Source organism: Paraburkholderia sp. RL17-381-BIF-C, assembly GCF_046026435.1.
In the GTDB taxonomy this organism is placed as follows: domain Bacteria; phylum Pseudomonadota; class Gammaproteobacteria; order Burkholderiales; family Burkholderiaceae; genus Paraburkholderia.
Genome location: NZ_JARESX010000067.1, coordinates 18,646 through 39,270 on the forward strand (window position 1 = coordinate 18,646; position 20,625 = coordinate 39,270).

The following is a 20,625-nucleotide window of genomic DNA, read 5'->3' on the forward strand; positions in this document are numbered from 1 at the left end:
CGAACACACGAACCGCCGACGGCCCGCGCTCGCAGCTGAGGCCATTACTTCGCGACGATGACACCCTGCGCCTGCTGATGAAAATCGTCGAAAAACTTGTACTCGCCCGGTTCCAGCGGCGCGATCACCACGAACGAATCCGCACCGGGCGCCAAAACCTTTTCCTTACGCAACTGAACGCTTTCGAATTCAGCCGCGCCCTTGCCCGTGTTGCGCACTTCGATCTTGATACGCTGCCCCGCCGGCACTTCGATGCGTGCCGGATTCAACTTGCCGTCGTTCATTTCCAGCTTGAAGGTCGGCAGGTCGGCTGCGTGCGCTGCGCCCGCCAGCAAAAGCGTGGTGGCGAAGGTTGCGATCTTTCGGTTAATTCTCATCAGCCTTTCCGGAAAACGTGGCGCAGTGCGGGTTCATCAACGACACGCCGCCTGCTGCATGGATTCATTCATCCCATTCACCCACGCGCGGCCACGCGGCAAAGCGCGGCCACACATGACGATGCGCGGCGATCAGTAGCCGCCCTTCTTGCCGATACCGGCGAAGGTGAAGTCGTATTCGAGCGTGATCGGCTTGAACCACGGGCCTACACCGGTTTCCTTGTCGACGTGACGGCCGAAAGCCATATGGCCCGTTTGCATCGGCGCTTCGACGATCATCTTCAGGTGATACTTGCCTGGGCCTTGCAGCTTGACGTTATCGCCGTAGTGCGGGCCGTCGTTGGCGACCATCGCCATCATGTCGCCCTTTTGCGTCTGGTTCGAACCGGCTTTCGTCAGCTCATAACGCACTTGCAGATACGGCATCCAGTCGCCTTCGGCGAAACCGGTCGGATTGTTCTTGACCGCGTGAATGTCGGCCTCGAGGTGGATGTCCGAGTCCGAGGCTTTGCGCATCATGCCTTCGGGTTCCATCGTGATCGGCTGCAGATAGACCGCGCCGATTTCCATGCCGCCCTGAATCTGCTGCTTGCCGATCGGGTACTCCGCTGCCGTTGCCGACAACGCCGCGACCGCGGCCACCGCTGCTGCGCCACCACGCACAAATGAAGAAATCCGCATTGAAACTCCTTGTTTTTTTATCAGACTCGAATCGAACCCATTGGAACAGTGCGTTGCGCAGGCTTTGATGCAGCAGCCCCAGGCCTTGATATCCACGGCCGATCGGAGCCTAAGCGCTATACGAACGTTAATGCGAACTATTCTCAATATTGGTTGAGTTTATCATCGATCGCGAGGGAGAACAATTCAGAACGCACGCAAAGCCCTATGCCAGCAGGGTCTTAAGGTGCTTTTAAGGAAGTGCGCGGTGATGACATGGCGCGCTGCCGGGCGAGTGCCGGGCAGCGGTCGACAGGGCGCGATGCGGCGCCGCGCCCTGCGGCGGAAGGACGCATTATTCGACGCCGGACACGTGATCGCCGACGTTCGCGCCGAACACGCGCTGGCGCAGCAAGGCGAGCTGGTCGCGCGTTTGCGCGGCCTTTTCGAACTCGAGGTTCTTGGCGTGCTCCATCATCTGCTTTTCGAGGCGCTTGAGCTCCTTGGCAAGCTGCTTCTCGGACATGTCCTCGAATTTCGCGCGCGTCTGCTGTTCCTTCAGTTCGGCGCGGGCGTCGTCGACGTTGTACACACCGTCGATAATGTCGCGAATGCGCTTGACCACGCCGCGCGGCGTAATGCCGTTTTCGAGGTTGAAGGCAATCTGCTTGTTGCGCCGCCGCTCGGTTTCGTCGATGGCTCGGCGCATCGAGTCGGTGATCCTGTCGGCGTAGAGAATCGCCTTGCCGTTCACATTACGCGCCGCCCGGCCGATGGTCTGGATCAGCGAGCGCTCGGCACGCAGGAAGCCTTCCTTGTCCGCGTCGAGAATGGCGACGAGCGACACTTCCGGGATATCCAGCCCTTCGCGCAGCAGGTTGATCCCGACCAGCACGTCGAAGGTGCCAAGCCGCAGATCGCGGATGATTTCAACCCGCTCCACCGTATCGATGTCGCTATGCAGATAACGCACCTTGACGCCATGGTCGGCCAGAAACTCGGTCAACTGCTCGGCCATGCGCTTGGTCAGCACCGTTACCAGCACGCGGTCGCCCACCTTGACGCGCTCGTTGATCTCGCCTAGTACGTCGTCGACCTGGCTGCGCGCCGGCCGCACTTCGATTTCCGGATCGACGAGACCCGTGGGGCGCACCAGCTGCTCCGCCACCTGCCCGGCCGTTTTCTGCTCGTAGTCCGCCGGCGTGGCCGAGACGAACACCACCTGGCGCATCTTGCGTTCGAACTCGTTGAATTTGAGCGGCCGGTTATCGAGCGCCGACGGCAGGCGGAAACCGTAGTCGACCAGATTCTCTTTACGTGCCCGGTCGCCGTTGTACATGCCGTTCAACTGCCCGATCAGCACATGCGATTCGTCCAGCATCATGATCGCGTCTGGCGGCAGGTAATCGACCAGCGTGGGCGGCGGTTCGCCCGGCGCCGCGCCCGAGAAATGCCGCGAGTAGTTCTCGATGCCCTTGCAGAAGCCCAGTTCCTGCAGCATTTCCAGGTCGAAGCGCGTGCGCTGCTCGAGCCGCTGCGCTTCAACCAGCTTGCCGCCGCTGTAGAAGAATTCGAGCCGCTCACGCAGTTCGTTCTTGATCGTTTCCACCGCGCGCACCACGGTATCGCGCGGTGTCACATAGTGCGACGATGGATACACCGTAAAGCGCGGAATCTTCTGACGCACGCGGCCGGTGAGCGGATCGAACAGTTGCAGCGTTTCGATTTCGTCGTCGAACAACTCGATGCGCACCGCCATTTCGGCATGCTCGGCCGGGAAAATATCGATCGTGTCGCCGCGCACGCGAAACGAGCCGCGCTGGAAGTCGGCCTCGTTGCGGTTGTACTGCATGGCGATCAGCCGCGCGATGATGTCGCGCTGGCCGAGCTTGTCGCCGGTGCGCAGCGTCAGAATCATCTTGTGGTATTCGGACGGATTGCCGATACCGTAAATCGCCGACACCGTCGCCACGATCACCACGTCGCGCCGCTCCATCAGGCTCTTGGTGGCCGATAGCCGCATCTGCTCGATGTGCTCGTTGATCGACGAGTCCTTCTCGATGAACAGGTCGCGCTGCGGCACGTACGCTTCCGGCTGATAGTAGTCGTAGTACGAGACGAAGTACTCGACCGCATTGCGCGGGAAAAACTCGCGGAACTCCGAATACAGCTGCGCGGCAAGCGTCTTGTTCGGCGCGAACACGATGGCCGGGCGGCCGAGCCGCGCGATCGTGTTCGCCATGGTGAAGGTTTTGCCGGAGCCGGTTACGCCGAGCAGCGTCTGGAATGCGAGTCCGTCTTCGACGCCTTCGACGAGCGTGTCGATCGCCGTGGGCTGGTCGCCGGCGGGCGGATACGGCTGGTACAGCTGAAACGGCGAGCCTTCGAACCTGACGAATTTGGATTCGTCGAGCGTATCTTCGGCTTCAGTCAGATGTTGTTCGGACATGTGGGGCGGCGCCTGGCCTTGGGGCAAAGAACTATTCTAACGGGTTGCGGGAATCGAGGATCGAGCGGGTCTGCGTAGGCTTTTCAAGGGTTCGCGCGAGTCTGGTCGGGCGCGATGTTGTGGCCCTTTGGGGCGGTCGCAGGGCATTCGCTCATCGCGGCCAGGTGGCCGTGACGCCCCGTCGCCGCTCGGTTGCGGGCCGGTTTTCCGGTCTCTCCAGACGGCGTTGCGGACCTCGCCGCTCTTTTCAATTGGCGCCGGAGTGCCTGTTTTTCAAGCAAAAAATTCCATCCGTCCGGCCGTGTCGGCCAAAAAATGATCGCGAATTCGTTACAATGCGAAGCTGCACTCGCTCGCCGTTGTCCGCAGTCCGTTTGTGCCCTGCGCCGGACACCACTGCTGGCCCGGCCGTCCGCGATCGAAGCCGTCCTCTTTTCACTACTGCTGCCCATCCATCATGTCTCTGTTCTCCGCCGTCGAACTTGCTCCCCGCGACCCGATTCTGGGCCTGAACGAAGCCTTCAACGCCGATACGCGCACGACCAAGGTCAACCTTGGCGTCGGCGTGTACTTCAACGAAGAAGGCAAGATTCCGCTGTTGCGCGCGGTGCGCGACGCGGAAAAGGCCCGCGTCGACGCCGCGCTGCCGCGCGGGTATCTGCCGATCGAAGGTATCGCCGCTTACGATGCCGCCGTGCAGAAACTGCTGCTCGGCAACGACTCGCCGCTGATCGCAGCGGGCCGTGTCGTGACGGCGCAAGCATTGGGCGGCACGGGCGCGCTGAAGATCGGCGCGGACTTCCTGAAGCGTCTGAACCCGAACGCCAAGGTCGCGATCAGCGACCCGAGCTGGGAAAACCACCGCGCGCTGTTCGAAGGCGCAGGCTTCGAAGTCGTCTCGTACCCGTACTACGACGCGCACACCCACGGCGTGAATTTCGACGCCATGTTGAGCGCGCTGAACAGCTACGCCGCGGGCACCGTCGTCGTGCTGCACGCGTGCTGCCATAACCCGACCGGCGTGGACCTGAGCGTCGAGCAATGGAAGCAGGTTGTCGAAGTCGTCAAGGCGCGCGATCTGGTGCCGTTCCTCGACATCGCCTACCAGGGTTTCGGCGACAACATCGAAGCGGACGCTGCAGCCGTGCGTCTGTTCGCCGCGTCGGAACTGAACGTGTTCGTCTCGTCGTCGTTCTCGAAGTCGTTCTCGCTGTATGGCGAGCGCGTCGGCGCCCTGTCGATCATCACGGCAAGCAAGGAAGAAGCCGCTCGCGTGCTGTCGCAACTAAAGCGCGTGATCCGCACGAACTACTCGAACCCGCCGACGCACGGCGGCTCGGTGGTCGCGGCCGTGCTCGCTTCGCCGGAACTGCGCGCCACGTGGGAAACGGAACTGGCCGAAATGCGCGACCGTATCCGCGCGATGCGCAACGGTCTGGTCGAACGCCTGAAGGCTAGCGGCGTGGACCGTGACTTCAGCTTCGTGAACGCGCAACGCGGCATGTTCTCGTACTCGGGTCTGACGGCGCCGCAAGTGGACCGTCTGCGTGAAGAGTTCGGCATCTATGCCGTGAGCACGGGTCGCATCTGCGTGGCTGCGCTGAATACGCGCAACCTCGACGCGGTGGCCAGCGCGATCGCTCAAGTGTTGAAGTAAAGCATCGAGACGCGCGGGCATTCATTGCACGCGCTCTGCTTGAACTTGCTTGTGGAAACGGCGCCCTTTCGGGGCGCCGTTTTTTTGTGCCTGATTGCCTGTTACTTGCGACGTGAGCCGAGACGTTTGCGATGCAGCATGACTTGCCGCGACGACAGAGATCCACCTCTATTGCGCGCGCCGCCCGGACCCGCCGCTCTTCAGCGCGAATCCCGATGGATATCGTGCGTGACAAAGCCTGCATCGTTATTCGGCATGTCGAGCCAATCCGGTTGCGCGAGCGAACGACGAATGTCCTCCAGACCGCTTTGCCAATGTTCACGCATCGTCGACAGGCCGAACTGAAAGTCCTTGTAGTGCCCTTCGTATTCCTTCTCGCGGTAGATGAGGTGAATCACGTTGTAGCGCTTCGAACACGACAGATCTTCCGCGAGTTTGCACCACGGATCGTCACGCTGGTCCGACGGCACGCGTTCCAGCACCTCGCGCAACACGTGCCGGAAACGCTGCGACCGTTGCAGCATGTCGGTCACGAGACGTGTGCGGCTCGAATACTGGATGTCTTTCATACGCCCCTGGACATCGGTGATGTTGTCCGGCACAGGTCCGATCGCACTCCAGAGATCGACCTGAAACGCGAGCGTGTCACGGCGCGGTGTGGACTGGATCACCTCGTAGAGCGGCGTGTTCGACATCAAACCGCCGTCCCAGTAAAACTGGCCGTCGATCTCGACCGCCGCGAACCCTGGCGGCAGCGCACCGGAGGCCATGAAGTGCTCGGGCCTCAGTGTGGTGTGCGTGTTGTCGAAGTACGCGAAATTCCCCGAACCGCAATTGACCGCCCCCACCGAAACGCGCATTTCGCGCGAATTGATCCGGTCGAAATCGCAAAGCGCTTCGAGCGTGGCTTTTAGCGGCGTGGTGTCGTAGTAACTGGCCTGTTGCGGCGGCCCGGACACCGTGGGCAACGGCGGCGGGAAGCGGGGCACGAAAAAGCCCTTCTGCCCCTCGACGATGGCACCCATTGCCTGCGTTGCCGTGAACGCTTTGCGCACGGCTTCGCTGGAGTTGAAAAGCGCGTGCTCGATAAATGCCGGCAACGGCGGGCCGAAAGCCGGCTGGCAGATCGTCTCCCAGAATTTCAACAACCGCTCGACGCGCTTCTCCGGCGGATTGCCCGCAATGATGGCGGTGTTCAACGCGCCGATCGAAATGCCGGCCAGCCAGTTCGGCTCGATGCCGGCTTCGTGAAGCCCCTGGAAGACACCGGCCTGGTAGGCACCCAACGCACCGCCGCCTTGCAGCATCAGCGCAACGGTTTCGTAGTCAGGCAGATGGACGTGCCCGCCCAGGTGCTCAGCGGGCGCCGGACCGGCACCCTCGCCTTCCCCGTCGCCGGGCGCGGCGACGCGCGCCCGCTTGAGATTGCGTTGCGCCATGGGTGCCTCCTTATTGCATATACCAGCCGTGACTCACAATAAAGGACTGCCCGGTCAGCGCCGCCGTCGGGAAGGTCGACAGGAACAACACGGTCTGCGCGACGTCTTCCACGGTGGTGAAGATGCCGTCGACCGTACCGCCCAGCATGACACGCTTCACCACCTCTTCTTCGCTGATGCCCAGTTCCTTGGCCTGCTCCGGAATCTGCTTGTCGACGAGCGGCGTACGGACGAAACCGGGACACACCACATGCGAGCGCACGTTGTGCTTTGCGCCTTCCTTCGCGAGCACACGCGAGAGACCCAGCAATGCGTGCTTTGCCGTCACATAAGCCGACTTGAGAGGCGACGCTTCATGCGAGTGGACCGAACCCATGTAGATCACGATGCCGCCGCGATCGTCCTTGTACATATGCTTGAGCGCTGCCTTGGTGGTCAGGAAGGCGCCGTCCACGTGGATCGCCTGCATCTTCTTCCAGTCTGAAAACGAATAGTTTTCGATCGGATTGACGATCTGAATGCCGGCGTTGGAAATGAGAATATCGACCGCGCCGAGTTCCGCGGCGACCTTGTCGATACCCTGGTTGACGGCGTCTTCATTCGTGACGTCCATCGCTACGCCGATTGCCTTGCCACCGCCCTTTTTGATTTCTTCAGCGACGGCATTCGCCCCGTCCTGGTTCAGGTCGGCGATCGCGACGGCCGCGCCCGCTGCGGATAAGGTCAGCGCAATCTGCTTGCCGATGCCGCTTGCCGCGCCGGTCACCACCGCGACTTTGCCATTCAGATTTGTGTTCAGTGAAGACATCCAGAACCTCCATGCAGTTAATGAGCAATGAGACCACGGGCCGCGGGCGGCGTGAAGTCGGCCGAACGGTATAGGCCGTTCGGCCGAATGCTGCACTGCGGCCAACGCTGCTATTGTGCATGAACCGTGTGAACTCCATCGGTAAAAAGCATATTGCAGCTTATCTCTTTAAACTGGACGTTTTCAGCGGGATTCCGGTGGCATCACTAACAAGGAGGAATGCATGAATTATCGACGTCTGGGCCGCTCCGGCCTGCAAGTCAGCGAACTGTCCATCGGCTCGTGGGTCACCTACGGCAATCAGGTCGACAGCCACGCTGCACGTGAATCGCTGGCGGCCGCACGCGACGCGGGAGTCAACTTCTTCGACAACGCCGAGGTGTACGCCGGCGGCCAATCCGAAGAAATCATGGGGCAGGCGCTCAAAGAATTGGCGTGGCCGCGCGTGAGCTATGTGGTGTCGACAAAATTTTTCTGGGGACTCGCGGAAGCGCCGAACCAGTACCACACGCTGAACCGCAAATATCTTCTGAACGCAATCGATTCGTCGCTCAAACGTCTGCAACTCGACTATGTCGATCTGGTGTTCTGTCATCGTCCGGACCCGAACACGCCGGTGGAGGAAACCGTCTGGGCCATGAGCGACATGATCACTCGCGGCAAGGCGCTGTACTGGGGCACGTCCGAATGGAGCGCCGATGAAATCCGCGCCGCTTATGACATTGCGGAACGGCACCATCTGCACAAGCCGGTCATGGAGCAGCCGCAGTACAACCTGTTCCACCGCAACCGCGTCGAGCAGGAATACAAGCGGCTCTATGAGGATATCGGCCTTGGCCTGACCACCTGGAGCCCGCTTGCGTCCGGTCTGCTGACCGGCAAATACCGCGACGGCGTGCCGGCCGACAGCCGCGCGCAATTGCAAGGCTATGACTGGTTGCGCAAACAGGTCACCGACGCGGGCAAGAACGACGTGGTCGGCAAGCTCGGCGAAGTGGCTAACGAGTTAGGCTGCACGGTCGGCCAGCTCGCGATAGGCTGGATTCTGAAGAATCCCCATGTCAGCACGGTAATCACGGGGGCGTCGCGGGTCGAACAGATCGGCGAAAACATGAAGTCCGCCGAAGTGGCCGAGCGGATCACGCCTGAGATCAAGGAGCGGATCGAGGCAATTATCGGCGACGCGCACGACTGACAGGGCCGGCCACTGAACGCGTAACATGGATCCGGTGGATCGCAGCCAGTAACGTGTTACGCGGCACTCAATGCAAAGCGCCAGTGCGCAACGCGGCCTCGCGTACAATACGCGACCGCGCTGCACACCGGCGCCATATGCCCGCTGTGCAGCCGCATTGCATCTGCAGCGCCGAATCCGCCTTGGAGCGGCACGCCCTCTTTCAGCGTCTCCTCATCATGCTCAGCTACCGCCACGCCTTTCATGCAGGCAATCACGCCGACGTTCTGAAACACGCCGTCGTATTGCAACTCCTGCGCTACCTCGGTCAGAAGGACAAATCCTACTGGTATATCGACACGCACGCGGGCGCCGGTGTCTATTCGCTGAAGGAAGGTTACGCGACCAAAACCGGCGAATTCCAGACCGGCATCGCCAAACTGTGGGAACGCAACGATCTGCCGCCCATCTTCGCCGACTACGTCGACGAAGTGAGCGCGCTCAATCCGGACGGCCAGTTGCGCTTTTATCCCGGCTCGCCGTATATCGCGTGGCGGCAGATGCGTGAACAGGACCGCATGCGTCTGTTCGAACTGCACACCACCGAGATCGACGTGCTGCGCCACAATTTCCGCGACGCAGGCCGCCGCGCCATGCTGTATGCGGGCGACGGCTTCGACGGCATTCTCGCCTTGCTGCCGCCGGCGCCACGGCGCGCGCTGGTCTTGCTCGATCCTTCGTATGAGGACAAGCGCGACTACACGCGCACGTTGCGCAGCGTGGAAGAAAGCCTGAAGCGTTTCCCGACCGGCACGTATGCCATCTGGTATCCGCAAGTGAGGCGCCCTGAATCGCAGCGTTTCCCCGATCAGTTGAAGAAACTGCAGGAGCGTAACTGGCTCCACGTGAGCTTAACGGTCAGCAACCCGCCGGAAGACGGTTTTGGACTTTTCGGCAGCGGCATGTTCATCCTGAACCCGCCGTACACGCTGGCGAAAACACTGAAAGACCAGATGCCCTGGCTCGTCAAGGTGCTCGGCCAAGACAAGGCCGCACAGTTCAAGGTCGAGTATCGCGGCGACTGAGTAGTTGCTCGGCGCGCGCTGCAAGCGCGAGTAGCTCGCCAAGCCACGTGGGCCCTGTCGCCGGTCACGCGCAAGTATCGCGCGCAGCCGGCTGCCCGCTCCGTCATTCCCGCCTACTTGAGCTGCGCCGCGGCCTTGTGGGCGAAGTCGTTGGTATAGGTCGCGTTCAGGTCGATCTTTTTCGGGTCGAGCCGGGTATCGAACGAGGACAGCGCGCGTAACGAGGTCGCCGGGCCGTCCGCGGGCATCAGTCCGTCCGGGGAGTAGGCGTCGCGCACGTTGTGGAAAGCCTCCACATAAAGCGCCGGGTCGTTGAGCAGATAGGCCGGCGGCACCATTTTCAGCAGATCCGCATCGCTCGCGGTCTGCAGCCAATGATCCGCGCGCACGATTGCATTGGCGAGCGCCTGGGTAGTCTTCGGATACTTCTGGATGAAACTGTCCGACGCATAAAGCGTCGCCGCCGGCATCGTCCCGCCGAACACCTCTTGCGTGCCCTTCACCGTGCGCGTATCCACCAGTATTTTGATCGCGCCGGTGCGAGCCAGTTTGGTCATCATCGGATCGACGTTGGAAAGCGCGTCGATCTGCCCGCCGCTCACTGCCGCGAGCACCGAGGCGCCGCTGCCCACACCGATCGCCGAAATCTCGTTGCGCTGCACGCCCGCTTTGCGCAAAGCCACGGTGAGCACGAGATCCGTCGACGAACCCGGCGCACTCACCCCGACTTTCGCGCCTTTGAAGTCAGCCATCGTCTTGAGTTGATCCGCCTTCGACTTCAACACCGCGACAACGATCTGCGGCGCGCGCCCCATCAATGCGAAGGCCCGGTAGTGCTGCCCTTTCTCCTGCATGAACAGCGTGTGCTCGAATGCGCCCGCGCCTACGTCGGCACTACCGCCCACCACCGCTTCCAGCGCTTTCGATCCACCCGCGAAGTCTTCGAGCGTGACATCGAGGCCTTCGTCCTTGAAGTAGCCCAGCTGTTGCGCGGCGAGTACCGGCAGATAGTAGAGACCCGGCAGACCACCGACGGCCATCGTCAGCGCAGGCTTTTCCGGTGTCTCTTTGGCGAGCGCGGCGGCAGGCAGCGTGGCCAGCGCAAGCAGCGTGACGCAGGCACTGGCGGCCTGTCGCATCCAGTAAGTCGGCATTCAATGTCTCCTTATTCTGTTTTTCGTTCGATTCGGCAACCGCGCGATCGATGCATGGCCAGAGTCGCCGGCGAAAGACCGCGCGATGATTGTCGTCGGACGGTTTCGCCCGCGCCATGCGCCCAAACCCCAATGGCGCGGGCCACGAGGGCTCGTCACTGGCTCGAAGACACAGATGTTGCCGCGAGCGTCCTCCCGGTGGCCCGCGCAATAGCCGCTCACCGAGGCATTAGTGGAGGTGAAGAAGAACCGCCGGCAACAATCGCGCACGAGCGCTTATTGCGAACGAGGCGCTGGATGAGGCTGTGGCTGTGGCTGTGGCTGTGGCTGTGGCTGTGGCTGAGTTGGCCGCGACGTGGCCCCGCCTACGGGCAGCGGGATATAAGGCGCAACCACGATCGGGATCGACGAGTTCGGCGCCAATTCGGTCGGTGTCGCGATGGGCTGCGCTTCGACGATTGGCTGCCGTGAAAGCGGCGCGGTCTGGAGCACGGTTCCGCTCTGACCGTCGCTGATACCATTTTGCGAGTCGAGAATCGTCGGCTTACGCGTGCCGGCCGACGCAGCAGAAGCGCTCGACGCGGCAAAAACCATTGCCATCGAGGCTGCAATGGTCAAGACCAGGAGGAATTGGTGCGGGCGGGCAGATGGCATGAGCGGGCCGGTTGAGTTTGAGAAGCCGGATTGCGCAGGAAACGCTTTACCTTACCGCGACAGTAGCCACGAAGCTAGTCGATATTCGCCACGAGTAGCTTCCGGGCGCCGCCCCACCTGAATTTTCAACGCCCAGATGTGACAAAGCCCCGCATAGACGGGGCTCAACACTTTACTGCCATGGCCGCGCAATAGCGCTACCGGGTCACACTTGATGCATTTGAAACTTACAGCGAGTAGCCGCCGGTTTCGAGCGAACGGATGCGCTGTTCGAGTTGGACGATATCCGAAGACGACGCCAGGTACTCTTCACGACGGGTGCGTTCAGCAGTTTCAAACCAGGTGCTCAGCTTTTCAAGTACGTATGCAAACATGATGTTCTCCAAGGATCAGATTGAATCCCCGGTGGATTGGGCATCAGGGATTTCCCGTAAAAGGGTTAACCCGGATTATAGACCTATGGTGCAACCATGCTAGTGAAATGCCCGCATGACGTGCATTCCGTTTTGGAATGGTGCACGAGCATGGTGCGTGCAACTTATTGATTTTGCTGAATTCAACTCGACTTTTTTGTCATGTCTGATCTCGCCCCTTATTTTTAAGCACAATATTGGTGCTTAACCCACTCGGGCGCCACCTAACGCAGCCTTCGGGTAGCACCGGACGTCGCAAGACATCAAATCGGATGACAACCCTGCCCCGCAACCAGGTCGGAATCGGCGAGCCGCTCGATAATTGGACAATCGGGGCGATCATCGCCGTGGCAATGGTCGGCCAGGTGCGCCAACGTGTCGCGCATGTCGGTCAGTTCGGCAATCCGGCGATCCAGGTCGGCAACGTGTTCTAGCGCAATTTTCTTCACTTCGACGCTGGCGCGGGAGCGATCGTGCCACAGCGCCAGCAGCCGTCGAATATCTTCGACCAGAAAGCCGAGCCGTCGCGCCTGACGAATGAAACGCAGCGAATGAACCTCCTGCGGCCCGTATACGCGATAGCCGGCACTCGTGCGCGCCTTCGCCGCCAGCAGGCCGACGCTTTCGTAGTAGCGAATCATTTTCGCCGTGACGCCCGACGCGCGGGCCGCTTCGCCGATATTCATGGCCGTTTCCCCAGTGTGAGAGTCGATCCTACACCTTCCCATAATGGGAAGGTCATCACCCAATTGCGGATCGGCAGGCATAATTCAACTGGCGCACTATCCATTTTCCGAGGCAATCCCAATGACGATCGAATTCCAGGTTGAAGGTATGAGCTGCCAGCATTGCGTCGCGGCGGTCACGAACGCAATCCGCGAACACGATGAAGCCGCGCAAGTCCAGGTGGACCTGAGCGCCGGGCGCGTGACGGTCGAATCGGCGCAACCGGCCGAGACGCTGAAGGCCGCCATCGACGAAGCCGGCTACACGGTGACGAACGTGACAAGCCGCGCAACGACGAACGCGTCCGGCGCAGTCCGTTAAGCGAGTTCACGGCATGTTCAAAGTTGCTGTCATCGGCGCCTCCGGGCTGCTAGGCCGCGCGCTCGCAGACGAACTGACCCAGCGGGCCGGCTGGCAAGTGGTGGCCACATCGTTTAGTCGGCCGGCGCCGGGCACAGTCGCGCTGGACATTCGCGACGCGCGGGCAGTCGAGCAGTTCGTCGAGCGCGAAGCGCCGGACGCGCTGGTGGTTGCCGCGGCGGAGCGCCGGCCGGACGTGTGCGAGCATGATCCGGCGCCGGCCCGCGCGCTGAACGTCGATGCAGTGCGCACCCTCGCCGCGGCGGCAAACCGGCGCGGCGCATGGACACTGTCGATCTCCACCGATTACGTGTTCGACGGCACGCACCCGCCCTACGAGCACGATTGCGCGCCGGCGCCGCTCAATGCCTACGGGCGCAGCAAGCTCGAAGGTGAGCGCGCGCTGGCTGAATCGACCGATCTCGGCTGCGTACTGCGCTTGCCGCTGCTGTACGGACCGATCGTCGGTTGGGCGGAGTCGGCCGTGACGAGCCTCGTGCCGGCGATCGCAGCATCGGCTGCGCCGGCTGCCCAACCTGCGGTCATGGATGCCTGGGCGATCCGTTATCCCACCTTCACGCCGGATGTCGCGTTCGTGATCCGGCAGATGCTCGAACTGCATGCACGTGGTGACGCAATTCGCGGCATCGTGCAATGGTCGGGCGACGAACCGATGAACAAGTACGAGATCGCGGTTCGCCTTGCCGAAGCGCTGCAACTCGACGCGCACCTGACACCGCAACGCACGCCGATCGATGCGACGCCGCGCCCGCATAACTGCCATCTGGCTTCGACCCGGCTCGAGGCACTCGGGATTGGCCGCCGCACGCCGTTCGATACGGCGATCCGGCAAGTGTTAAGCGCGTTTCCATGGCACGGTGACGCGCGCGCGTAGAATGTCTTATCCTGCGGGTGAGACTGGCCACGCCAGATCGCCCGTATTCTGATGTGTGCAACGCGGCTGGCTAGACGACCCGGCGTTAAGGCGCACTTGCCCGCAGCAAGCCTGCCTCAGTGAAAATCACGGCTTGCCGTCGCCAGTTCACCGAGCCATTCGCTGTGGTCCTCAAGGCGATGGGCGACGAGATGGATCACCTCGCCCCGGTTTTTCTGTTTCGCCTTGCCTGCCTGATTTTCGCGAACGTCATGGCCGGCATGGTCGCCACCGGTAGCCACACCGTCGTCGCGTTGCAAAACGCCGTACACCGCCAGCAACGATGCGCCCAGCAAAACCTTGCGCTGCTTCTCCACCAACGACGGCCAGACGATCACATTGATCGAACCGGTCTCGTCTTCGATGGAAACGAACACCGTGCCATTTGCCGTGCCTGGCCGTTGTCGCACGGTGACGATGCCGCACGCTCTCGCGAGCGTGCCGTGCTGACAGACGGCGAGTTCGGCGGCCGTGCGAAAACGCTGCCGCGCAAGACGCGCGCGCAATAGTGCGAGCGGATGACGATTGAGCGTGAGGCCGAGGCTCGCATAATCATCGACGATTTCGCGGCTTTCGGCTGCCTGCGGCAATGCCAACGGCGCTTCGGCGATCGGCGCGTCGCGCAGCAATTTGGGCACCGTATGCTGCGCCGTCACAGCCCACCACGCTTCGCGTCGATGTCCCGCGATACTGACCAGCGCGTTCGCCGCGGCAAGCGCTTCGAGATCGCGCCGCGCCAAGGCCGCGCGGCGCGCCAGATCGTCGACATCGGTAAACTGCGCCTCGTTGCGAGCCTCCATGATGCGTTGCGCGGCCCCTTGCGCCAGACCTTTGATCAGATGCATGCCGATGCGCACGGCGGGACCGCGAGCGCCATAGGTGCCGGACGGCTGAAACACGCGAGCCGTCAATCTCCGTGCCGCGCGCCCGATCGTTCTGCTGACCGTCAGATGCCGCAGCGAAAGATCGCGCAATTGCTGCGCAGATAGTACGGTCTGCTGACGATGCAAACAGGTCTCTTCCGCGGAGATCCGCTGCCCTTCATGATCGCGCCTCTCGAATGTCGACTCCCAATCGCTCAAAGTCACGTCGGGCGGCAATACCTTGACGCCGTGCCGCTTCGCGTCCTGAACCAGTTGCGATGGCGAGTAAAACCCCAGCGGTTGACTGTTCAGCAAACCCGCCAGAAAAGCCGCCGGTTCATAGCGCTTCAACCACGCGCTGAGATAGACGAGCAACGCGAAACTCGCCGCATGGCTCTCTGGAAAACCATACTCGCCGAAGCCTTCGATCTGTTTGCAGATACGCTCGATAAACGCCGGCTCATAGCCACGCTTGAGCATCCGCTCGTTCAAATCCTTCTGATACTTCGCAAGATTGCCACTGCGTCGCCATGCGGCCATGGCACGCCGCAACTGATCGGCCTGCTCACCGGTATATTCGGCCGCAACCATCGCCAGATGCATCACCTGTTCCTGGAAAATCGGCACCCCGAGCGTACGTTCGAGCACGGGACGCAGTTCGTCCTTCGCGTAGTCGACCGGTTCGAGCCCCTGCTTGCGGCGCAGATAGGGATGCACCATGCCGCCCTGAATCGGCCCCGGCCGCACGATCGCCACTTCGATCACGAGATCGTAGTACTTGTTGGGCTTCAGGCGCGGCAGCATGCTTTGCTGCGCACGCGATTCGATCTGGAATACGCCGATCGTATCGGCATGGCCGCACATTTCGTAGACGGCCCGATCCTCGCGCGCAATATCCTGCACCCTGAACTTCGGAAAACCGCGCCTCAATGCGACGAACTCCAGCGCGCGCCGGATCGCCGACAACATGCCGAGCGCCAGCACGTCGACTTTCAGCAACTTGAGCGCGTCGATATCGTCCTTGTCCCATTCGATCACGCTGCGGTCTTTCATCGTGGCGTTTTCGATCGGCACGAGCCGCGACAGCTTGTCTTTCGCGATCACAAACCCGCCGACGTGTTGCGACAGATGACGCGGAAAAGCGCGCAACTCTTTGGTCAAGCGAATCAGATTCTGCGTGATGTGCGAGTTGGCGTCGAAGCCCGCTTCGGCCAGATATCTGGCGACCGCATCCGTGCCGTCCCACCATTGTTGCGACTTGCTGATCCGCTCGATCAACGACGCCTCGAGACCCAGCGCCTTGCCCACATCCTTTAGCGCGCTACGCGCGTGATACGTAATCAGCGATGCAGTGAGCGCCGCCCGATGGCGGCCGTACTTCGTGTAGATATATTGGATCACCTCTTCGCGCCGCTGATGCTCGAAGTCGACGTCGATATCAGGCGGTTCGTTGCGCGCGCGGGAGATGAATCGCTCGATCAGCATGTTCATGTGCACCGGATCGATTTCCGTCACATGCAGGCAGTAACAGACGATCGAATTCGCCGCCGAACCTCGCCCCTGACAGAGAATGTTTCTGGAGCGCGCGAAACTCACGATATCGTGCACCGTCAGAAAATACTTTTCGTATTTCAGATCGGCAATCAGTGCCAACTCTTTTTCGATCTGACCGATTCGCTTCAGGTCCATGCCTTTGGGCCAGCGCTCCATCGCGCCGGCCATGACCAGCTTGCGCAGATAACTCGATGGCGACTCGCCGGCGGGCACCAGTTCCTCGGGATACTCATACTTGAGTTCATCGAGCGAGAAGCGGCATAGCGCAGCGATACGCAGCGTTTCTTCCAGCGTATCGCGCGGATACAGTTTGCCGAGCCGTACACGCGTACGCATATGCCGCTCCGCATTCGCTTCGAGCGCGTGACCGCACGCCGATAGCGGCGTGACGAGGCCGATGGCGGTCATCGTGTCCTGCAAAGGCTTGCGCGATCGCGCATGCATCAGAACGCCACCTGCCGCGACCAACGGCAACCCACTCGCTTTTGAAATCATGCGCAAGGCGTCGATCTGAAGATCGTCGCTACCTGTCTGCCAGAGTTCCAGTGCGATCCACGCCCGTTGTGCAGCGAACGATGCAAGCCAATGCGCGCAACGCAGCGTATGCGAGAGCGTCGCCGTACGTTGCGGCACGAGCATCAGGACGCAATCGGGCAGTGTCTTCAGATGTGCGAGATGGGGCAACGCATCGGTAAAGTCGGACGGACCGAGCCGATAACTGCCTTTGTCCGCGCGCGATCGAGCCAGTGTGATCAACTCGGAAAGATTGCCGTAACCGTTGCGATTGGTTGCTAGCGCAACCAGGGTGCAGAAGGGTTCGCCGGTATCGTCGGTCAGATTGAGTTCGCTGCCGATGATCAGATGAGGGAGGGGTTTTAATGCCTCGGGTTCCTCGGGTTCCTCGGGTTCCTCGGTTTCCGCGGGTTCCTCGGTTTCCGCGGGTTCCTCGGTTTCACGTTCTGCTGCTCCGGTTTCCGACGCGCCTTCCGAAGGCGCTTTCGATTGCGCCGCCTTTGCCTTTGCCTTGTCCTCGCGCTCTTTCTGCTGCCGGTCCCGCTCGTCCTTGAGCTCCCTCAACGCCGTATGAGCTCGAACGACGCCTGCCAGCGAACATTCATCGGTGATCGCGAGCGCGCTATAGCCGCGCGACATCGCCTGCTCGACGAGTTCATGAGGATGCGAAGCGCCACGCAGGAAAGAGAAATTAGTCAGGCAATGCAACTCCGCATACGCCGGCAAATGGGTGGCGAGTGCCTGCTGCGCAAGGAACGATGGCGGCGATAGGGGCATGATGTTCAGCCGAACAAACCTTGCAGATACCACTCGCCGCTAAGACGTTCGCGGTAGACCCAGAACATATGACCGCGGTCATCGGCCGCGACGTAGTAATCGCGCTCGACAGTGTTGCCGTCCCACCACCCTGCTTCGATCCGTTCGGTACGCGTGAGCATTTTCAGCGGCCGACGATAGATCGGCCGCTGGTCGCGCATCATCAGGCGCAACGGCTTATCGAGCATCCAGACCGGGCGAGGTTGAGAAGGCAACGCGCTGTCGGGTAAGTCGAGGGATGCCTGCGCGTTGCCGGGTTGCGGTGTGGATGTGCTGGTGTTTTTTGCGCTATTTGTTCTGGATAGGAGTCGGGTTGCCTGGGTTGTCTGGGTTGCCTGGGTTGCCTGGGTTGCCTGGGTTGCCTGGGTTGCCTGGGTTGCCTGGGTTGCTTGCGTGGCCTGCGTGACCGTCTCGCCGTCTTCATGCCTTTTTTCCGCCGCAGCGTGCCGCAACTCATCGGTCAGCCAGGTTTTGTCCGCTTTGACTTTCGACCGGGACTTAGCCGGCGAGCGCTTCTTGAGTGAAAACGCTTGCGCCTGGTAGGCTTCGACGCGCATTGCCCGCTCGGGACGATGATCGTCCCGCACCGACATCTGCAGCACATTCTCCGGCCCCAACCGCGCGCTCAAGCGTTCAAGCAGACGCGCAATCGAATCGCCGTCCGATTCGGGCATGGGAAACAACGTGTCCGACTGCCCGGCATATTCACTGATCTGATCCGCCACCAGCTTCAACTCGATAACCGGTGCCGCCAGCACCGTCTGATTCAACTTTTCCCGCAGCAACCAGATCAGGTGCTCGGCATCGCGCGACGGTATGGCCCAGGCAACCTTCAGGCTCGATGTCTTCGGCGCATGACGGGATGCCAATTCATGCTCGAGCAGCAACGTATAACCGCTGAGCGCTGCATGATGCGCGCTCAGCCAGCCGGCCAATTGCACAATCAGCCGACGCGCGGCGAACAGCAAGGCATCCGCGTTATCGACCCGCGAGGGTAATTCCAGTTGCGCGTGGAACGACGCCGGCGCACGAAACGACTCACGTGGATCCGGACGCGTGCCATACGCCTGCGCCAGCAGATCCAGAACTCCGCTGCCGAAACGTCGCACGACACCCGAGCGTGGCAACTGACGCAAATCGGCCAGCGTCGCGCAGCCGACATGCGAAAACGCATCGCGATGCGCCGGCGTGACCGGCAGCAGCGATACGGATAAACCATCCAGCACACGCGCGAGTGAAGTCTCCTTCACCACATGCCAGCGACGCCCCTGCTGAACGCAGCGCGCCTGCGCCAACAGCCACGCCCCCCAGGCGGTCGGCGCACAGGCAATACGCGCCGTATAGCCGAACTCCGCCACCGTGGCAGACACCCGCGACAACAACGCGTGCAAGCCGCCGAACAATCTCAACCCCGAACCGACTTCGAGTAACAGGGTATGCGCGTCGGCGAGAGACACTTTCGGTGTGTACGTGAGCAATGCAAGCGCGATTGATTCGAACGACTGAGTTTCGCGGGCGGGATCGGCGGCAAGCAGTTCAAGCTCCGGCGTCAACGCCAACGCATAGGAACGCGATTGACCCGCCTGCACACCGGCGCGCAGGGCGTCGAAATCCGGCATCAGAATGTGCGCATGATCGGCTAATGCGTAACAACGCCCCTCACGGATTTCTTCGACATTGTGAGGTTGGTCTGCCTCGTCGCGCGACTCACGTCGATTCGGCTTCGCGAGCGAACCATCCGGGAGCGGCATAAGAGGCTTCACCGCTTCCAGTGACAAGAGTGGCAATGTGACTGCGATCCACAGCATGTTTGATCTTGAGTCCTTGATGGCTGCCGACTCCGTTTTCCGGCAACAAACCGCTTTGTAAAGGCAAAACGAGTCGAAGAGGTTCAGCTGGCGGCGGCCCCCGGCGCTTGAAGATGTCGATCGACAAACCGATCTCCTGTAGCCATTGACGACGGTTGATCGTCTGCGCATTGGCCGGCAAGAGCGGCTCGCAAATCATTCGCAATGGTGCTGGGGAAGATTGCCTGGCTGCCTCGACAGGCCGGATCAAAAATGCCAGCGACGCCGACTCCTGAGCCGCCACTTGCAGGCGCCGGACCTTGTCGGCGCGCGCATTCGGCAACCAAACCAGGACCGCGCCGATGCCATCTTGCTTCAAGGCCTGAGCGGCGGCCCACAGGGCCTGGTCTTCACTCGAGCGCACCCATAAGACTCGCTCGACATCGACGCCCCAAGCCCTCAATGCGGCGGCGCATGGTTGATACGGAGGCGCCACAAGCATGACATGCCGCTCGGCTTGCTTCGTCAGATGACAAAGCGCATGAGATAGCAGACGTACTTCACCCACGCCACCATGTTCGATCAACAATTCCGTCAACCCACCGGCCGACCAGCCTTGTCCCGGCAACAATCGATCCAACGCGGCATAACCGCTGGAGATCACGCGCGAGTCTGCCTCGGCAAGCTCATTGCCCTGCCACACCTGACGCCGCAATTGAGACGACAGCGCGGTCGTCGCCAGCTGAATCGCTGCTGCCATAGACACGCTCTTGAATAGGGAATGCTCCGCCCTGCCCGGCACCGGGCAAGCATGAGTCGACGATCTTTCACTGTATATTTATACAGTATTTTGAGATGAATGTTAAGACAGCGGGAGACTACGCGATGCGCGTAGGAGAAGCTTGAGGGAGGGGACGAAACTGTTTTTTGTGGCAGCTTTATATTTTCTTACAAGAGCTATTTTTGCTTTAGCTTGAGCGATTTGAAAGGATGAGAATCGAGTATGGGTACCGAAACGATCACACGAAACTGAGGCGTTGCTTGCAGAAGTCGACAAAGCGCAGATGAGCGATGGCACGGTGCCTGTCGGTGCGAGCAGCGGCGGGGATGTCGTGCCACAGTGAAGCAGCGGTGACGTTGAGAGCGCCGCTGGCTGTGCCGGGGGCGGCTGCGGTGCGGGTGAGCCGCGCAGGCGTGGAGGC

18 protein-coding genes are annotated in these 20,625 nt (G+C 61.2%); 5 read left to right on the forward strand and 13 right to left on the reverse strand.

Going from position 1 to position 20,625, the window contains the following annotated elements; genetic code table 11:
* Positions 1 to 44: 44 nt before the first annotated feature.
* The 3 genes from P0D70_RS29215 to uvrB form a co-directional block, all read right to left on the reverse strand.
* Positions 45 to 377: a cupredoxin domain-containing protein gene (locus tag P0D70_RS29215; protein WP_091795658.1), complete on the reverse strand. Its 333-nt coding sequence runs from the start codon at positions 375 to 377 to the stop codon at positions 45 to 47.
* A 132-nt stretch (positions 378 to 509) separates the two neighbouring features.
* On the reverse strand, positions 510 to 1,058 hold the full coding sequence (locus P0D70_RS29220; protein ID WP_091795661.1) for an iron transporter: 549 nt from the start codon (positions 1,056 to 1,058) through the stop codon (positions 510 to 512).
* A 334-nt stretch (positions 1,059 to 1,392) separates the two neighbouring features.
* The gene (gene uvrB / locus P0D70_RS29225) at positions 1,393 to 3,486 is read right to left on the reverse strand and encodes an excinuclease ABC subunit UvrB (RefSeq protein ID WP_091795664.1); all 2,094 of its coding nucleotides are present in this window, start codon (positions 3,484 to 3,486) and stop codon (positions 1,393 to 1,395) included.
* Positions 3,487 to 3,943: 457 nt separating this feature from the next.
* Here uvrB and P0D70_RS29230 point away from each other — a divergent pair, with 457 nt between their 5' ends.
* Positions 3,944 to 5,143 carry an amino acid aminotransferase gene (locus P0D70_RS29230; protein WP_091795668.1) on the forward strand — a complete coding sequence of 400 codons (1,200 nt, stop codon included), beginning with the start codon at positions 3,944 to 3,946 and terminating at the stop codon, positions 5,141 to 5,143.
* Between the two features lie 200 nt (positions 5,144 to 5,343).
* Here the strand turns inward: P0D70_RS29230 and P0D70_RS29235 are convergent, their stop codons facing one another.
* Positions 5,344 to 6,582, reverse strand: coding sequence for a DUF3734 domain-containing protein (locus tag P0D70_RS29235; protein ID WP_408187007.1), 1,239 nt, complete (start codon positions 6,580 to 6,582; stop codon positions 5,344 to 5,346).
* 10 nt (positions 6,583 to 6,592) lie between these two features.
* Complete coding sequence (locus tag P0D70_RS29240; RefSeq protein ID WP_408187008.1) at positions 6,593 to 7,390, reverse strand: 3-hydroxybutyrate dehydrogenase; 798 nt, start codon at positions 7,388 to 7,390, stop codon at positions 6,593 to 6,595.
* 223 nt (positions 7,391 to 7,613) lie between these two features.
* Between P0D70_RS29240 and P0D70_RS29245 the strand changes: the two genes are divergently transcribed.
* A complete protein-coding gene (locus tag P0D70_RS29245; protein ID WP_408187009.1) occupies positions 7,614 to 8,585 on the forward strand; it encodes a potassium channel beta subunit family protein in 972 nt (323 codons plus the stop codon).
* Positions 8,586 to 8,803: 218 nt separating this feature from the next.
* Positions 8,804 to 9,649, forward strand: a complete 846-nt coding sequence (locus P0D70_RS29250; RefSeq protein WP_408187010.1) for a 23S rRNA (adenine(2030)-N(6))-methyltransferase RlmJ — start codon at positions 8,804 to 8,806, stop codon at positions 9,647 to 9,649.
* Between the two features lie 113 nt (positions 9,650 to 9,762).
* Here P0D70_RS29250 and P0D70_RS29255 read toward each other — a convergent pair whose 3' ends face one another.
* The 4 genes from P0D70_RS29255 to cueR form a co-directional block, all read right to left on the reverse strand.
* On the reverse strand, positions 9,763 to 10,803 hold the full coding sequence (locus tag P0D70_RS29255; RefSeq protein ID WP_408187011.1) for an ABC transporter substrate-binding protein: 1,041 nt from the start codon (positions 10,801 to 10,803) through the stop codon (positions 9,763 to 9,765).
* Positions 10,804 to 11,079: 276 nt separating this feature from the next.
* Positions 11,080 to 11,457, reverse strand: coding sequence for a hypothetical protein (locus P0D70_RS29260; protein ID WP_408187012.1), 378 nt, complete (start codon positions 11,455 to 11,457; stop codon positions 11,080 to 11,082).
* Positions 11,458 to 11,684: 227 nt separating this feature from the next.
* Positions 11,685 to 11,831 carry a DUF3563 family protein gene (locus P0D70_RS29265; protein WP_091795685.1) on the reverse strand — a complete coding sequence of 49 codons (147 nt, stop codon included), beginning with the start codon at positions 11,829 to 11,831 and terminating at the stop codon, positions 11,685 to 11,687.
* A gap of 302 nt (positions 11,832 to 12,133) precedes the next feature.
* Positions 12,134 to 12,556: a Cu(I)-responsive transcriptional regulator gene (gene cueR, locus P0D70_RS29270; RefSeq protein WP_408187018.1), complete on the reverse strand. Its 423-nt coding sequence runs from the start codon at positions 12,554 to 12,556 to the stop codon at positions 12,134 to 12,136.
* Positions 12,557 to 12,677: 121 nt separating this feature from the next.
* Here cueR and P0D70_RS29275 point away from each other — a divergent pair, with 121 nt between their 5' ends.
* A complete protein-coding gene (locus P0D70_RS29275) occupies positions 12,678 to 12,917 on the forward strand; it encodes a heavy-metal-associated domain-containing protein (protein WP_091795691.1) in 240 nt (79 codons plus the stop codon).
* Between the two features lie 13 nt (positions 12,918 to 12,930).
* Positions 12,931 to 13,851: a dTDP-4-dehydrorhamnose reductase family protein gene (locus P0D70_RS29280; protein WP_408187013.1), complete on the forward strand. Its 921-nt coding sequence runs from the start codon at positions 12,931 to 12,933 to the stop codon at positions 13,849 to 13,851.
* A 116-nt stretch (positions 13,852 to 13,967) separates the two neighbouring features.
* On the opposite strand, the gene P0D70_RS29285 is transcribed toward P0D70_RS29280, so the two are convergent.
* The 4 genes from P0D70_RS29285 to P0D70_RS29300 form a co-directional block, all read right to left on the reverse strand.
* The gene (locus P0D70_RS29285; RefSeq protein ID WP_408187014.1) at positions 13,968 to 17,597 is read right to left on the reverse strand and encodes an error-prone DNA polymerase; all 3,630 of its coding nucleotides are present in this window, start codon (positions 17,595 to 17,597) and stop codon (positions 13,968 to 13,970) included.
* A 5-nt stretch (positions 17,598 to 17,602) separates the two neighbouring features.
* Positions 17,603 to 19,444: a Y-family DNA polymerase gene (locus P0D70_RS29290; protein ID WP_408187015.1), complete on the reverse strand. Its 1,842-nt coding sequence runs from the start codon at positions 19,442 to 19,444 to the stop codon at positions 17,603 to 17,605.
* The gene (gene imuA, locus P0D70_RS29295) at positions 19,344 to 20,183 is read right to left on the reverse strand and encodes a translesion DNA synthesis-associated protein ImuA (RefSeq protein ID WP_408187016.1); all 840 of its coding nucleotides are present in this window, start codon (positions 20,181 to 20,183) and stop codon (positions 19,344 to 19,346) included. Before imuA ends, P0D70_RS29290 begins: the two co-directional genes overlap by 101 nt.
* Before the next feature lie 259 nt (positions 20,184 to 20,442).
* Positions 20,443 to 20,625 (reverse strand): hypothetical protein (locus P0D70_RS29300; RefSeq protein WP_408187017.1); only part of this gene is annotated, 183 nt, incomplete at its 5' end.